Source organism: Candidatus Methylobacter oryzae (assembly GCF_003994235.2).
In the GTDB taxonomy this organism is placed as follows: Bacteria; Pseudomonadota; Gammaproteobacteria; order Methylococcales; family Methylomonadaceae; genus Methylobacter_A; species Methylobacter_A oryzae.
The window spans coordinates 90,387-106,923 of sequence record NZ_RYFG02000120.1; the positions used below are offsets into that span (position 1 = coordinate 90,387).

Below are 16,537 nucleotides of genomic sequence, written 5' to 3' on the forward strand. Positions count from 1 at the left end.
GGGGCGATATTACTATGACATCTAAATTTATTCATCGTCCGGTATTGTCTATTGTTATATCGGTGCTTATTACTCTAATGGGTTTATTAGCGTTAACCCGGATTCCTGTCACTCAATTTCCCGACATCGCTCCGCCTGAGGTCACTGTCACGACAAAATTTACCGGCGCCAATGCCGAAGTAGTCGTCAAAGCCGTCATTACGCCGCTCGAAAGGGCGATCAATGGTGTGCCGGGCATGACCTATATGTCATCGGTTGCCGGTAACGACGGCAGTGGCCTGATTAGTATCATCTTCAAACCGGGCACCAGTCCGGACGTAGCGGCCGTTAACGTCCAAAACCGGGTGTCAGCGGTATTGGACGAATTGCCCGCGGAAGCGATCAAGGCAGGGGTTATCGTCGAAAAAGTGCAAAACGCCATGCTGCTTTACCTCAATATCCTCAGCTCTGACCCGACATTAGATGAAAAATTTCTATTCAACTTCACCGATATCAACATTTTAAAAGAGCTGAAAAGAATAGAAGGCGTCGGCTTTGCCGAAATCTTGGGCTCCCGCGAATATGCGATGCGTGTATGGTTGAAACCCGATAAATTGGTAATGTACAACATTTCAGCAACAGAAATCATTGAAAAACTGCAGGCCCAAAACGTGGAAGCTGCGCCTGGAAAAATCGGCGAAAGCTCGGGTAAGGAAGCGCAGTCTCTGCAATACGTTTTGCGATATACCGGTAAATATAATACCAAGGAGGGTTATGAAAACATCGTTTTGAACAGTGCTGAGAACGGTGAAATTATTCGCTTGAAAGATGTGGCCGAAATCGAATTCGATTCTAAGGATTACAACGTACTTTCCAAGGAAAACGGCCGCCCTTCTGCCGCCATTATGTTGAAGCAGCGTCCTGGTAGTAACGCCAAAGACATCATCGAGAATATCAAGAAGACCATGGCTGAAATTAAAGCCACTTCTTTTCCGCCAGGCATGACCTATACGGTAAGTTATGACGTTTCCGAGTTTTTGGACGCTTCAATTCACGAAGTACTCAAAACATTATTCGAAGCCTTCATACTGGTGGCTTTGGTGGTGTTCATGTTCCTGCAGGATTTCCGCTCGACACTGATACCCATCATTGCCGTGCCGGTGTCGTTGGTAGGCACTTTTTTCTTCATGCAATTGCTCGGATTTTCGCTGAACCTCGTCACGCTGTTTGCATTGGTGCTGGCCATCGGCATCGTCGTCGACAACGCCATTGTCGTGGTTGAGGCGGTGCATGCCAAAATGGAGCATTCGCACATGGGGCCGAAACGAGCAACGGAAAGTGCCATGCGTGAAATTAGCGGTGCGATCATCGCAATCACGCTGGTCATGTCGGCAGTGTTTTTGCCGGTCGCGTTCATGGAAGGTCCGGAAGGGGTTTTTTACCGGCAGTTTTCGTTGACCATGACGATCTCTATCGTACTTTCCGGGATTACCGCCTTAACGCTGACCCCTGCGTTGTGCTTGATGTTTCTGAAGAATCTACACGACAACTCTCATGGCAAAAAGACCGGCATGCAAAAATTCTTTGCCGGTTTCAACCGTTGGTATGACGGACTGGCCGATCGTTACAAGGTGCTAATTAGCGCAATCGGAAACCGTAGCGTCATCACCTTTGCAATATTGCTGGGCTTCTCGGCCGGCGCCGGCCTAATCGGGAGATCCGTTCCAACCGGTTTTATCCCGGAGGAAGACCAAGGCACGGTATACGCCAATATCACCACACCCTCAGGCGCAACGCTGGAACGCACCGAAAAAGTGTCCAATGAGGTTCAACGCGCAGCATCGGAACTTAAAGGGGTAGCCTCGGTTTCAAGCCTTGCCGGATTTAGTATTCTATCGGAAGGCACTGGCGCCGTTTATGGTATGAACCTGATCAGCTTGAAAAATTGGGAGGAACGCGAAGCTTCCGACAAAGACATTATTCGCGAGTTGAAAGAAAAAACCAGGCATATCAAAGATGCCAGTGTGGAATTTTTCACACCGCCGCCGGTGCCGGGCTACGGTAATTCCAGCGGATTTGAAATGCGCTTGTTGGATAAAACCGGTTCCGATGATTTAGGAAAATTGCAGAAAGCCGCAGAAGCCTTTGTCAAAGAATTAAATAAGCGGCCCGAGATTACCAATGCCTTTACCACTTTCAATGCTAATTTTCCGCAATTTGTATTGCATATCGACGGCGACAAAGCCGCACAAAAAGGTGTTACTGCTGACAATGCGATGAGTACTCTGCAAACACTGATCGGAAGTGAATATGCAACCAACTTCATCCGTTTCGGCCAGATGTATAAGGTCATGGTGCAAGCCTTGCCGGAATACCGTGCAGAGCCTGAAGATCTGATGATGCTATATATTAAGAATGACGCAGGAAAAATGGTACCTTTTTCATCTTTTCTGAGTATCGAAAAAGTCTACGGCCCGGAACAGGTCACCCGCTACAACATGTACACTTCGGCCATGGTCAACGGCCAGCCTGCCTCGGGTTACAGCAGTGGACAGGCGCTTACGGCGATCAAGGAAGTGGCGGCGGAAAAATTGCCGAAAGGTTTTGGCTACGACTGGGCTGGTTCGTCGCGCGATCAAGCCAATGCGGGCAACCAAGCCATCTATATCTTTGCAATCTGTTTGCTGTTCGTCTATTTGTTGCTTGCCGCGCAATACGAGAGTTTTCTATTGCCTTTTGCGGTGATTCTATCGCTGCCTATCGGCGTGTTCGGCGCTTTGTTTTTTCTGATGATTATGGGCTTGGAAAATAATATCTATGCGCAAATAGCAATGATCATGCTCATCGGTATTCTCGGTAAAAACGCCATTCTGATCATTGAATTTGCCACATTGCAACACCGCCAAGGAAAAACGCCGTTTGAAGCGGCAGTTGAAGGCGGCGTGCTGCGCTTGCGGCCCATTTTAATGACCTCGTTTGCCTTTATTGCCGGTCTTATTCCATTAATATTTGCCTCAGGCGCAGGAGAGATAGGCAACAATACCATAGGTGCCGCCGCCGCGGGAGGCATGATTTTTGGGACTATTTTCGGGGTCATTGTCATTCCGGGGTTATATGTGGTCTTTGCAACCCTGGCAGAAAAGCATCATCGCGGCGAAAAAAAAGAAGAAGCCGCATTCACTGAAACTATTTAACACTGATGAAAACTAGAATTTTTTACCCCTTTGGCATGTCGTTATTGCTGATAGCTTTCAGTGGTTGTTCGCTAAATACCAACTTATCCATTCCGGAAAAGGCAATACCGGCAAGTTTCAAAAATCAAAAAAGCGGCACTTCAATGGCTGGCGTCAAGTGGCGACAATACTTTGCCGATGTGCGGCTGCAAAAGCTGATTGATACGGCTATAAGCAACAACATTGATTTGCAAATAGCATTACAGCGCATTGAAATGTCGCGCTCCAGCGTGAAATTGGCAAACGGCGCACTGCTGCCGAAAGTCAGTTTGAATGTAGAGGCAGTGTCCGCAGGTTCGGGCTCTATACAATGGATGGGGCCGGTAACGCCAGTACCGAAATCACACCCGGCCAAACCGTTCCGGTCAATTTGCCCGATATGTATGTAGGCTTGCAGTCATCCTGGGAGGTCGATATTTGGGGCAAGCTACGAAACCAACGCAAGTCGGCCATTTCGCACTATCTGTCCAGTATCGAAGGGACAAACTTTGTCATTTCGAATCTTGTCGCCGATGTTGCCATTTACTATAACGAACTGCTGGCATTGGATAATGAACTGGACATCATCAAGCAGACCATCCAAAAACAGCAGGAGGCGTTGATGGTTGTTAAACTTCAGAAAGAAGCGGGCAGAGCAAATGAATTAGCGGTGCAGCAATTTAATGCCCAGCTGCTCAATACCCAGGTATTGGAAAAAAATACGCTGCAACAAATTACCGAAACCGAAAACAAAATTAACTTTCTGTTAGGGCGCTATCCGCAAGTCATTGAGCGGGCGAAAGATGTTTTCTTCAAAGACATGCCGCAACAAATTTCAGCAGGCGTGCCTTCGCAATTATTGGCGAACCGCCCCGATGTGCGTGAAGCGGAATTCCAGATTGAGGCCAGCAAGTTCGATTTAAAAGCAGCCAAAGCCGCGTTTTACCCGAATTTTAACATTACGGCGAGTTTCGGTTTTCAGGCCTTCAATCCCGAGTTTTTATTTTCATCGCCGGCCTCAATCGCCTATTCGGCGATGGGAACTTTGGTTGCTCCGCTAATCAATATGAATGCGTTGGCGGCTCAGTTCAACACCGCGAAGGCTAATCAGCTGATCTCCATGTATAACTATCAGAAAGCTATTTTGAACGCCTATGTTGAGGTAGCCAATGAACTCTCCAATATTCGGAATTTGCAGCAAATTAACGCGCTAAAAAAGCAGCAAAGCGAAGTGTTGAAACAGGCTGTCGAGACCTCTAACGAGCTTTATAAATATGCCAGGGCAAGTTATTTAGAGGTGCTTATGGCGCAACAGAACGCCTTGCAAGTCAGCCTTGAATTAATCGAGGCGACCAAACGGCAACGGCTATCGGCAATTAATATTTACAAAGCATTAGGCGGCGGCTGGAGATAACAGATTCTCCGGTACGCGCTGTTTTAGCAGCGAAAAATGGTTTGATAATTACCTGCGCCATTACCGGCTATACATCTTCTAAGCGTTACGCTCCCTGTATCCTTTCATCGGTGCAAAACAACCGATAGGTTGTTTTGCACACACTCGTCTCCTGTTTTTAGTCGTATAACGCTAATATTAATATTCAAAATCAGTTGTTTATAAGGATATTTTGAGTTGGCACGATAATCGCTTGCAGGGTAATTAGAATTTTTTATCATTGCGAGGATTTGTATGAGCGGTGCATCCCTGTTAGCGTTACCGAAGTCCGGTTTAGCCGGGTTAAAAGAAAACTGGCGTAGCGATTTGCTATCCGGTTTTCTTGTTTTTCTTATTGCCCTGCCGTTGTGCTTGGGCATATCGATGGCTTCCGGCTTCCCTCCATCGGCAGGCATTATTACGGCTATTATTGGCGGAATGCTGGTTTCGCGTATTAACGGAGCGTTTGTAACTATTAACGGCCCAGCCGCGGGCTTGATTGTTGTGGTGCTCGGCGCCGTCCAGGAGTTGGGGGAAGGCGATGCAATGGCGGGTTATCGTTATGCGTTGGCGGCTATTGTGGTCGCCAGTGTGTTGCAGATTTTACTGGGCGTATTTAAAGCCGGACGGTTGAGTTCGTTCTTCCCCGCGTCGGTCGTGCACGGCATGTTGGCGGCGATCGGCATCATCATTATGGCTAAGCAAATCCACGTGATGCTCGGCACTACGCCGGAAAAAGGCAGCAGCCTGTTTTCAACTATCGCGCAAATTCCGCATAGTCTTATGGATCCTAACCATGAAATTGCGATTATCGGTTTTACCGGTTTGGCGATATTGATTGTTTGGTCGATGATAAAAAATCCGACTTTAAAAATGATCCCGGCACCGCTTATTGTCGTGTTGGCGGGGATGGCTTTAGCACAGTATTTTGACCTGGAACATGACCACATGTATTTGTTCCTGCCGGATGCCAGTTTTTTACAGCATCATGAAGAAACGGTCGGCCCGAAATTCCTGGTCGCAATTCCGGAAAACTTTATGTCCAGTTTTTATTTTCCGGATTTTTCAAAATTCGCCACCCCGGAGTTTTGGGAAGCCGTGGTCAGCATCAGTTTGGTTGGCAGTTTGGAGAGTTTGCTCAGTGCGATAGCGGTGGATAAACTTGATCCTTACAAACGCCAATCCAACCTTGATCGCGATTTAACAGCGGTCGGCGCCGGTAACCTGTTGTCCGGCCTGGTTGGCGGTTTGCCGATGATTGCGGAGATCGTGCGTAGTTCCGCTAATGTCAATAACGGCGCGAAAACCCAATGGGCCAATTTCTTTCACGGCACTTTTATGTTGTTGTTCGTGGTGTTGTTTCCGCGATTAATCCATAGCATCCCGTTGGCTGCTCTGGCGGCGCTATTGGTTTACACCGGCTTTCGCCTGGCTTCGCCGAAAGAGTTCGCTAAAGTCATGGGCGTAGGGAAAGAGCAGTTGTTCATGTTCGTGGTGACTATTATCGGCGTGTTGGCGACCGATTTATTGATAGGTGTCGGTATCGGCATTCTGACCAAGTTTGCTATTCACATGTTGCGCGGCGTCAGGCCGAATAATCTGTTCAAAATTCATTTTGTAATTGAACCGAGAGACGTCGATTCTGTTGTGGTTTCCATAGTAGGTTCCGCGATTTTTTCTAACTTCATGGCGCTGAAGACTGCGCTAGCCAACCTGGAAAGCGGCAAGACAGTCATCTTTCAATTGAACAACGCCTACCTGATAGATCACACGGTGATGGAGTTTATTCATAACTTTCAACATAGTTATGAAGGGCAGGGCGGAAAATGCAAGTTTTTCGGCATGGAGTATCATGATACTTTCTCGGAACATCCTTTAGCCGTGCGCAGGATGAAACGCAATAACATGAGCCGTCGTAAAAGCGATCATCATGGCGTATAAAGGAAATATCGTGTTCCATATTGAATAGCGAGAAATTTATGATCCTTGTATTAGCTTATAGCGCCGTTCTTCTAAGCTTTTTTTCAGGCTTGTTGGGATTAGCGATGCATCACCGTCGGCATCTGATACTGTTTAGCCAGTATTGGTTTAAAAAATTTCCCGGCGATAATCACAACTGCCGGGCTTTGATTATTGATTGTCTGCAAGAAAAGCGTTTTCCGGTTTTTTTAAGGCAAGCGGTATTTGTTTTACTAGGATTATCCGGCGCTTTTGCGGTGTTGGCCGGGGTCGGCGTAATGATCGGTCAAGGGCTTATTACCGACCAGGTCAGTTTAGGCTTGCCGTGGCTGCCGTGGCATGTCCGCTTTGACTGTTTGTCCGGTTTTTTCTTCCTGATCGTCGGTATTGCGGTCGGCGCGGTCAGTTTTTACGGACCGGGCTATGTGAACAGTTATCAGGAAAATCAGCATCCTTTTGCAATCTTAAGTTTATTTACCGGACTGTTTGTTGCCGGAATGTTATTGGTGTTGCTGGCCGACGATGCGTTCTTTTTCATGATCGCCTGGGAATTGATGTCGGTCGCCAGTTATTTCCTGGTCGCGTTCCAGCATGAAAACCCGGCCAATCGCCGCGCCGCTTTTCTTTATTTGCTGATGGCGGAAGTCGGAGCGTTAGCCATTATTTTGGGTTTCGGCGTACTGGCCAGTTTTGCCGGCGGTTTCACTTTCGATGCTTTGCGCGAATCGCAGCTATCGCCAACCTGGGCCGGCATCGCTTTTATGCTGGCATTGCTGGGTTTCGGCATGAAAGCCGGCATTGTCCCGGTGCATGTCTGGCTGCCGGAAGCGCATCCTGTCGCACCTTCGCATATTTCCGCGCTAATGAGCGGCGTAATGCTTAAAGTCGCGCTTTACGGCCTGATCCGTTTTTGTTTTGATTTGCTCGGCGAGGTGCATTGGGAGTGGGGCGTAGTGTTGCTGATATTGGGTACTCTTTCCGCACTCGGCGGTATCTTGTACGCGATGATGCAGCCTAATTTAAAGCGCCTTTTAGCCTACAGCTCAGTCGAGAACGTCGGCATTATTTTCATGGTGTTGGGGCTGTCGATGATTTTTATGGCAAACGGTCATCCGCAGTTGGCTGTGCTGGGCTTTTTGGCGGCGTTATTCCATGCTTTCAATCACGCGCTGTTCAAGAACCTGCTGTTTTTGGGCGCAGGCATGATTCATCATCAAACCCATGAGTTAAATATCGACATGATGGGCGGATTGATCAAAAAGATGCCGAAAACCGGCGCGTTATTCTTAATCGGCTGCATGAGCATCTCGTCATTACCGTTGTTTAACGGCTTTGTTTCGGAATGGCTGGCGTTCCAGACCGCGTTGCAGGTCGACGTGCTGGACAATGGCGTATTGCGCAGCCTGATCCCGGTCGCCGCGGCTGCATTGGCGCTGACGGCGGCGTTGGCGGCAGCCTGTTTTGTCAAAGTGTTCGGTTTAATTTTCCTGGGACAGCCGCGTTCACATCACTGCGAGAAAGCGCATGAAGTCCAAGATAACGGCATGCTCGCAGGCCCTGCGTTATTGGCTGGTTTGTGCTTTTTATTCGGAATTTTCCCCGGCCCGGTCATCACGCTGATCAACAGTGTTGCCGGACAATTATTAGGTCAAACCTTGCCGAACGACGCCGCGTTAGGCTGGCTGTGGTTGGCGCCGGTTTCTACAACTCAAGCTTCTTATGCTCCGCCTTTGGTTCTGATCGGTGCGCTGATTGCCGGCGGCGTCAGTTTCTGGTATCTGCGGCGTAATCCTGCGACGGCACTGCGCCGTGCTGAAACCTGGGATTGCGGTTTTGGCGGCGTAACGCCCCGTATGCAATACAGCAGTAGCGCTTTTACGATGCCTTTACGGCGGATTTTCGCCAAAGTCTGGATTATTGACGAGCGGATCGATAAAGACATGCAAGGCGCAATGGACCAGGATGTTGCGGCCGTTCATTACCACTTGCGGATTCAGGACCATAGTTGGCCGCATTTATATCAGCCGGTTGAACGCGGGGTAAACAAATTAGCGCAATTGGTGGGTCGCATTCAGACCGGAAATATCCGTGTTTATCTGGGCTATTCGTTTGTGACGTTAATTATTATGTTATGGGTGGTCAGCTAATGAACTGGTTAATCGCTATTTTGCAAACCACGTTATTTGTTTTACTGGCGCCGTTGCTGGCAGGTTGGGTTAAATGCTGCAAATGCCGTTTACAGAATCGCAAAGCGCCGTCCGTTTTCCAGCCCTACCGGGATTTGCTTAAATTAAATTGCAAGCAACCGGTCGTTGCGGAGCAGGCTTCCTGGTTGTTTACCAAGGCGCCGTACATTATTTTCTCGGCGACTGTGCTGGCGGCAACCGTCGTGCCGTTCATTGCCGTTGATTTACCGACTTCGGCCAGCGCCGATGTGATTGTAATGGTCGGTTTTTTCGCTTTTGCCCGATTTTTCCTGCCATTGGCCGGGTTGGATGTTGGCACCGCATTCGGCGGCATGGGCTCGTCACGGGAAATGACCATTTCCTCGTTGGCCGAACCGGCCATGTTGATGGCTATTTTTACGCTGACGATGACTGCTTCAACAACCAATTTATCGTTTGCTATCACCCATGTATTGAATGAAGGTTTGGTGCTGAGGCCTTCGTTTGTCTTTGCGTTAGCCGCCTTGACACTGGTTGCGGTCGCCGAAACAGGGCGCATTCCGGTCGACAATCCGGCGACGCACCTGGAACTGACGATGATTCACGAAGCGATGATTCTTGAATACAGCGGCCGTCATTTGGCGCTGATCGAGTGGGCAAGCCAGTTGAAGCTAATGCTGTACGGCGTATTGATCGCGAATATCTTTTTCCCGTGGGGCATCGCCGAAGCCTTTAGCATGCAAGCTTTAGCTTATGGCTTGCTGGCAATTATCGGCAAACTCGCGTTGCTGGCGATTTTTCTGGCGATAGCCGAAACACTGGTTGCAAAAATGCGTTTATTTCGCGTTCAGGAGTTTCTCAGTTTTGCTTATTTACTCGGGTTGCTCGGATTGTTGAGTCACATTATTTTGGAGGCGGCACGCTGATGAATATTGAACAACTGGATTTTTATACGCAAGCCATTCTATCAATGGCTGCGCTGATAGGGCTTACCTCGTTTCTTATGTTGGGGCAGGGAAGATTGTTGCGGCTGATTTTCGGCTTTGCAATGCAGGGTTTTTTATTAACCGTAACGACAGCATTGGCCGCATACAGCTTGAATAATCATCATCTCTATATTTCAGCAGTGCTGACTTTGGTGCTGAAAGTCATTTTTATTCCGTGGATGTTAAGACGCGAGGTGTTGCGGATGAATATGCATCGCGATATTGAAGCGCTAAAAAATAATACTGCTGTGATGCTGGGCGGAGCCAGCTTGATGGTGTTCAGTTATTACGTATTGCATCCGATTGTGCAGTCCTCATCGGTGGTTATGTTGAATGCATTGGCAGTCAGTCTTTCAGTGATGCTGCTGGGCATGCTGTTGATGATTTCTCATCGGCAGGCTATCGCCCATGTGGTTGGTTTTATGTCGATAGAAAACGGCTTGTTTTTCGCCGCGGTCGTTGCCACCAACGGTATGCCGATGGTGGTTGAACTGGGCGTTGCATTTGACGTATTGGTCGCAGCGGTGCTGTTCGGCATTTTCTTTCTGCATATTCGCACCAGCATCGATTCGCTGGATGTCGATTTGCTGAATAAGTTGCATGAGGTGGATAAATGATCGCCGCCTATTTAGTCTTATTAATACCGTTGGTCGGCATCGTGTTTTTCGCGTTGTCGGGTCATAAGGAAAACACCGGCAAATTGAACGTCCAGTTCAACGCCGTCTGTTTATTGGCGACGATCTGGTTGGCGATCAATGTGTTGAACCAGGGTACGATTGTTTCATCCGGCAAGGCTTTCCTGGTCGATCCGTTCAATGTGTATTTGATCGTATTGACGGCTTTTGTCGGGCTGACCACGTCGATATTTTCGTCGCCGTATATGGAGCACGAAAAGGAAATCGGCAAGCTCAACGACAAACGCTTAAAACTTTATCATTCGATGTATCAGGGCTTTATGCTGGCCATGTACTTGGTTTTGACGACCAATAACATGGGTATTATGTGGGTGGCGATGGAGGGCGCTACACTGGCTACGGTATTGCTGGTCAGTTTGTATCGCTCCCCGGAGTCCATCGAAGCGGCCTGGAAGTATTTTATTTTGTGCGGCGTCGGCATCGCCCAAGCGTTGTTCGGGACTATTTTGTTGTACTACGCGGCGGTGCAAATCGGCGACGGCGAGAACGCGCTGCTGTGGTCGGTGCTTTATGAAAACGCGGTCAAGTTGAATCCCGAGATCCTTGAAATCGGTTTTGTGTTCCTGCTGATCGGTTACGGCACAAAAATCGGCCTGGTGCCGTTGCATAACTGGTTGCCGGATGCCCATTCCGAAGGCCCGACGCCAATGTCGGCGGTGTTGTCCGGCTTGCTGCTGAACGATGCGTTGTACGCGGTCGTGCGCAATAAAATGCTGGTCGACGGTGCGACACATTCGAATATGGCCGGTTACCTGATGATGGGTTTTGGCCTGCTGTCGTTCCTGGTCGCGGCGATATTGCTGCACCGGCAGAAAGACATCAAAAGACTGTTCAGCTATTCGTCGATCGAGCATATGGGCTTGATGACATTCTCATTCGGCATCGGCGGAGCGCTGGCGACTTTTGCCGCGTTGCTGCATATGACTGTGCATTCGTTGACCAAGTCGGCCATTTTCGTGACGGTAGGTCATGCGTCGCAGCTTGCAGGAACCCAAAAAATAGACCAGATCCGCGGGTTAATTAAAACCCAACCGGAGATCGGTTGGGGATTGTTGATCGGCACCATTGCCATTGCCGGTTTTCCGCCGTTCGGGGTGTTTACCAGCGAGTTCCTGGTGCTGTTGGCAACGATGCACAGTTATCCCTGGTTGACGCTGCCGCTGCTGGTCGGTATCGGCATCGCCTTTGCCGGGCTGTTCAGGCATATACAACCGATGGTTTACGGTGAAAAGCCTAAAGATCAACAACCGATTACGGCTAACTTATGGCCGGTCATGATACACCTGGCCCTGGTGCTGTGGCTGGGCTTGGCTATTCCCGGTTTTCTGGGTAACTGGTTCTCGCAGGCAACATTATTGATTTCCGGGAGTACGCCGTTATGAGTTCGTTAAATTGGACTGAGGATTTTTTAAGCGAACTAAGCGCGGATATGACTGTCGCCGAGAGCGCCATTTCATCCGATGTAACATTGTGGCAAATTGACAACTATGCATGGCAACGCTTTGCGGAAATTGCGCTACGGCAAAAGCTGCGTTGGGCGGCCGGATGGGCCGAACAGGTTCAGGACCGGTTCTTGGTCAACGCCTGTTTTGAAAAACAGGGTAAATATATTCTGCTACGAACAGGTGTGGACGCTTCAAATCCCGAACTGCCAAGCCAGGCGACAGTTTATCCGGCGGCGAACCGCAGCGAGCGCCATACTCAGGATATGTTCGGTATCAGGTTTAGCGGCCACCCCGATAACAGGCGCTGGACGCGGCATCAGGCTTGGATTGAACATAACTATCCGTTACGGAAAGATTTTCCGGTCCAAGGCACACCGGTTGGCATTACCGCGCCCGATATGCATTATCCGTTTATTAAATCCCATGGTGCGGGTACCTATGAAATTCCGGTTGGCCCGGTTCATGCCGGTATTATCGAACCCGGTCATTTCAGGTTTCAGGCTGTCGGCGAACTGATCTTGAATCTTGAAGAGCGTTTGGGCTATGTGCATAAAGGCATAGAAAAAATTGCCGAAGGCAGGGAGCCTGAATCTTTGGCCAGATTGGCCGGCCGCATCTCCGGCGACACTACCGTTGGGCACTGTTGGGCCGCCTGCATGGCAATGGAACAAGCCGCGGGCATTGTCGTTCCTGCTCGCGCCGCACTGATTCGAGGCATTCTGGCGGAACGGGAGCGCGTCGCCAACCACATGGGCGATATAGGCGCGATTTGTAACGATGTCGCGTTTGTATTCGCGCAAATGCAATTTACCCGTTTGAGGGAACTCTGGCTGCGCACCAATGCGACGGTTTTCGGTCATCGTTTGTTGATGGACAGCATCGTTCCCGGCGGTGTTGCATGCGAACTGTCGGATGAGTCCTGCACGCTGATCAAGAAAGAGCTTGTTGAATTAAAAAATGAGTTGAACGAGGTCATTCTGGCATTGGACCTGAATTCTTCGCTGGAAGATCGCTTATACACGGCCGGTTTCCTGTCTGAAGAAATCGCCGCCGCATTCGGAACGGTCGGTTACGTCGGCCGAGCCAGCGGACAAGACTTTGATGTGCGCCGGGATGCGCCTTATGCGCCTTACGATCAAGTTACAGTTAAAGTCGCGTTGGAAAATCAGGGCGATATCGCCTCCCGATTATGGGTTAGGTACAAGGAAATCAGGGCGTCTTTACGATTAATCGGAGAATTTATCGAGCGGCTTGTCGACGGCGATATTCGTACTGAATGGCAAACGCCATCGGCCGGCGCTGAGGGCCTGGGTATTGTTGACGGCTGGCGTGGCGAAATTATCACCTATGTTCGTTTTGAGGCCGGCAACAAAATCGCCCGTTTTTATCCGCGCGACCCCAGCCAATTGAACTGGCCTGCATTGGAAAAACTGGTGTTGAATAATATCGTGCCGGATTTTCCTGTATGCAATAAATCCGTGAACGGCTCTTATTCAGGCAATGATTTATAGGAAAGGAAAATGCTGAGAATTTTTAAAAAAATCCTGACCACGGGCGTTGTCACAGAAAAAATTAAAGCCCCGAAAGATGCCGAACTTGAACAATTGGGTATTGAGCTTAAGACCCACATTGACAAGAAATTTTCCGGCAGCATCGCGATACGCCAAGTCGACGCCGGCTCCTGCAACGGTTGCGAGCTTGAAATTCATGCGTTGAATAATCCTTTTTACGATATTGAACGTTTCGGTATTCATTTTGTGGCTTCGCCAAGACATGCCGACGTGTTGCTTGTCACCGGGCCGGTTTCAAGACACATGCAGACCGCGTTGCTTCGTACTTACGAAGCAACGCCGAACCCGAAATGGGTGGTTGCAGCCGGCGATTGCGCGGCCTGCGGCGGCGAGTTTGGCGTTTCTTATGCCAGTTGCGGCGTGGTATCCAACGTGATTCCGGTCGACCTGACGATTCCCGGCTGTCCGCCTACGCCGTTGGCGTTGATGAAAGGCTTGTTGGGTTTAATTAGCGCTAAAACTTAGTAGCTATTCCTGTTGAACGCTAAATAATTACAAAAATGGGACAGGGCCGCGGTTATCGGGAACTGTCAAAACTGCTATAGGTAAATAACATGGTTAAAAAAGTGAAAACATGGGCAATCGCGGCCTTGATGTTAGGTTCTTTCAGCACTGCTTCTACGGCTGACGATTTGCTTCAGGATGCCGGCAGCTGGTTGCAGATTGTCGGCGAGGGTAGCCTGAAAGTTGTGGACCCTAAGTTGGAAAAAGGCCGTATCTGGCTGGAAGGCCAATCCCGTTTCGATGACAACTGGAACCATTGGTATCAAGGTATGGTGCGGACGGCGGTGGGTTATTCGCTCAGCGACAGGGCGACTATTTGGGCCGGCTACACATGGTTGCCTACCCAAAACGTCGGTAAGAGCTACGTTTCTCAGCAAGATGTCTGGCCGGCGTTTCGCTATGTCTTGCCTACCGATATGGGAACTTTCACGTTTAGAACGATGTTTGAAAGCAACTTTATTCAAGGCGACGATGTTCGTTTCAGGCCGCGCCAGATGCTGCGCTTTATGCACCCGCTTGAATTTGAGCCGCGTTTAAGCCTGATTACCTGGGACGAGTTTTTCATCCGGGTAAATTCAACAAAGTTCGGTGGGCAGTCCGGTTTCGACCAGAACCGTGCCTTTGCAGGCCTCGGTTGGAGTTTTAATAAGAGTTTTCGGGCTGAGGCAGGGTATCTTAACCAATATTTGGATGACGCTACTCACACTAACAATACGATGCACCACTTGATCATGGGATCGTTATTTATCAATTTTTAAGAGCGGTCGGGATAAAGGGAGAGGGATTATTCTCTCCCAATCTACGGATTAGCAGATTCTACGCGCTGAGATGCTGATAATCATTAATCAGCTTTTCCATGGCTTTTTTATCATGCAGGCATTGATCGATTTCACTGATCAGCAACGTATAGTGGTGGCGGCGTAAAACGGAATCCTCAGGGCATTCAGGAGAAAGCGCTTCAACCATAGTGAATATATGAGTGAAATAATGGCGCTTCAGTATTGAATCTTCAGGAAACTCAATATCTTTTTCTACAGTTGGTGCCGGCGCCTCTTTTGCTTGCTGCTTTACAGGCGCAGGCGTTTCAACAGGTTGTTTGACGGGCTCAGGCGCTGGGGTAGAAGCAACAGCTACCGTATCGGTTATTTGTGAGTTTACGGCCGTAGGTTCAGCATTGACTTCAACATCTGCAACCGGTTTTATTTCCGGTTCGGGCTGTTGTTTTTGCTGTTCAGCAGCTTTAGCTTCGGGGGCGGGGGCGCTGACCGGTGTTTCTTTCGCTGAGCATGCTTCCTGTTTTTTCGGACAGAATATTGCCGTCAGCGACGAAACAAGTCCGGATAAACTTTCAAGTACGGTTTTCATGATGGATCTCTCCCGATTCAAGTTGTAATTATTAGATGTTAAAGTGTTTTAAAAACTACCATGAATTGGAGATAGGGACAATATATATCGGCGAATCTTATCGGATGGAGTCTTGCCGGAATCGTAAGCTGCAACGGGAGTTATAAATCCGTATTTAATTTATCGAATACAACGGCCGGTTACACGTTATGCAAAATTATTTAAACCAAAACGAATGTATTTAATGGACGGCAATTAACCGTGCATAAGCCGGTCACTCTGATAGAATATTTGTATTATTTTCTAGTAAAACCATGAGTATTATTCAACGTATGAAGCTGTCATTTACCAAGCTAGTTCTAGCTTTTTTACTGTTCTTTCCCGTCGTCGGTTCAACAACCGTCGTCCGCATGCAGACATCATTGGGAGTCATTGATGTACAGTTATTCGATTCGGCTGCGCCATTGACGGTTGCGAATTTTTTAAGTTATGTCGATAGCGGCGCTTATAACCGCTCATTTATCCATCGCAGTATGAAGAGTTTTATTATTCAAGGCGGAGGGTATGTTTGGGATGGATCGACCAATAATACAGTGAAAACGATTCCTTCCGGAACTCCGGTTGTGAATGAATTCAGCCCCAGCCGGTCCAATTTGCGCGGCACCATTGCGATGGCAAAGCTTGGCGGAGATCCTAATAGCGCGACCAACCAGTGGTTTTTCAATTTGGCGGATAACTCGGCAAATCTCGACTCTCAAAACGGAGGCTTTACCGTATTCGGCCAAGTGGTTGGAAAAGGGATGGCGGCTGTCGATGCAATTGCGGCTTTGCAAGTTGTTAACGGTGGTGGAACTAATGGCGTATTTTCAAACTTACCGCTTATCAGTATTCCTGCAACAGGAACTTCTATAAAAGAATCCAACTTGGTCATGATTAACTCGGTTACGTCTAATCATTCCAAGCTCGAAAGCGATTCCGATCGTGTGTTTGCTTATCTGGAAGGACTTTATCCGGAGTATTTGTCTCCCGCCAATTCTTTTCCAACAGGCAGCGTACTATCTCCTGTTAGTTCCGCTTCCTCGACTTCCGGCATTTACTATTACCGTTATTATCCAACAACAAAATCGTATATTGCTACAGCCAATGGAACGGTGTATTACCTCGGTTCGGCTTCTCAAAACCAGATTATGTCCTTGGGCTCCTTATCCGACTATCTTGCAGCAGCGGCAGCAAAAGGTTATTGAT

At 48.7% G+C, this 16,537-nt stretch carries 13 protein-coding genes; 12 read left to right on the plus strand and 1 reads right to left on the minus strand.

The features are described 5' to 3' along the window. The first annotated feature begins 14 nt into the window (after positions 1 to 14). The 11 genes from EKO24_RS20375 (at position 15) to EKO24_RS20420 (ending at position 14,706) form a co-directional block, all read left to right on the plus strand. A complete protein-coding gene (locus tag EKO24_RS20375; protein WP_127028808.1) occupies positions 15 to 3,173 on the plus strand; it encodes an efflux RND transporter permease subunit in 3,159 nt (1,052 codons plus the stop codon). Between the two features lie 5 nt (positions 3,174 to 3,178). Further along, on the plus strand, positions 3,179 to 3,601 hold the full coding sequence (locus EKO24_RS23440) for an outer membrane factor lipoprotein domain-containing protein (RefSeq protein WP_277752516.1): 423 nt from the start codon (positions 3,179 to 3,181) through the stop codon (positions 3,599 to 3,601). Next, positions 3,523 to 4,605, plus strand: a complete 1,083-nt coding sequence (locus tag EKO24_RS23445; RefSeq protein WP_277752517.1) for a TolC family protein — start codon at positions 3,523 to 3,525, stop codon at positions 4,603 to 4,605. Before EKO24_RS23440 ends, EKO24_RS23445 begins: the two co-directional genes overlap by 79 nt. Positions 4,606 to 4,878: 273 nt before the next feature. Further along, entirely contained in the window at positions 4,879 to 6,564 is a 1,686-nt protein-coding gene (locus EKO24_RS20385) for a SulP family inorganic anion transporter (protein ID WP_127028809.1), read from the plus strand. A gap of 38 nt (positions 6,565 to 6,602) precedes the next feature. Beyond that, positions 6,603 to 8,729 carry a hydrogenase 4 subunit B gene (gene hyfB / locus EKO24_RS20390; protein ID WP_127028810.1) on the plus strand — a complete coding sequence of 709 codons (2,127 nt, stop codon included), beginning with the start codon at positions 6,603 to 6,605 and terminating at the stop codon, positions 8,727 to 8,729. After that, entirely contained in the window at positions 8,729 to 9,673 is a 945-nt protein-coding gene (locus EKO24_RS20395) for a respiratory chain complex I subunit 1 family protein (RefSeq protein ID WP_127028811.1), read from the plus strand. The genes hyfB and EKO24_RS20395 overlap by 1 nt, the downstream gene beginning before the upstream one ends. Then, a complete protein-coding gene (locus EKO24_RS20400; protein WP_127028812.1) occupies positions 9,673 to 10,350 on the plus strand; it encodes a formate hydrogenlyase in 678 nt (225 codons plus the stop codon). Before EKO24_RS20395 ends, EKO24_RS20400 begins: the two co-directional genes overlap by 1 nt. After that, positions 10,347 to 11,810, plus strand: a complete 1,464-nt coding sequence (locus EKO24_RS20405) for a hydrogenase 4 subunit F (protein ID WP_127028813.1) — start codon at positions 10,347 to 10,349, stop codon at positions 11,808 to 11,810. The genes EKO24_RS20400 and EKO24_RS20405 overlap by 4 nt, the downstream gene beginning before the upstream one ends. Then, positions 11,807 to 13,384, plus strand: coding sequence for a hydrogenase large subunit (locus tag EKO24_RS20410; protein ID WP_127028814.1), 1,578 nt, complete (start codon positions 11,807 to 11,809; stop codon positions 13,382 to 13,384). The genes EKO24_RS20405 and EKO24_RS20410 overlap by 4 nt, the downstream gene beginning before the upstream one ends. 9 nt (positions 13,385 to 13,393) lie before the next feature. Beyond that, positions 13,394 to 13,909, plus strand: coding sequence for an NADH-quinone oxidoreductase subunit B family protein (locus tag EKO24_RS20415; RefSeq protein ID WP_127028815.1), 516 nt, complete (start codon positions 13,394 to 13,396; stop codon positions 13,907 to 13,909). A 128-nt stretch (positions 13,910 to 14,037) separates the two neighbouring features. Next, positions 14,038 to 14,706 (plus strand): DUF2490 domain-containing protein, encoded by a 669-nt coding sequence (locus tag EKO24_RS20420; protein ID WP_421743947.1) that lies wholly within the window; start codon positions 14,038 to 14,040, stop codon positions 14,704 to 14,706. 58 nt (positions 14,707 to 14,764) lie between these two features. Here the strand turns inward: EKO24_RS20420 and EKO24_RS20425 are convergent, their stop codons facing one another. Continuing rightward, a complete protein-coding gene (locus tag EKO24_RS20425; protein WP_127028817.1) occupies positions 14,765 to 15,313 on the minus strand; it encodes a ribonuclease E domain-containing protein in 549 nt (182 codons plus the stop codon). 293 nt (positions 15,314 to 15,606) lie between these two features. On the opposite strand from EKO24_RS20425, the gene EKO24_RS20430 reads away from it, so the two are divergent. Continuing rightward, complete coding sequence (locus tag EKO24_RS20430; RefSeq protein WP_127028818.1) at positions 15,607 to 16,536, plus strand: peptidylprolyl isomerase; 930 nt, start codon at positions 15,607 to 15,609, stop codon at positions 16,534 to 16,536. Position 16,537 lies beyond the last annotated feature (1 nt).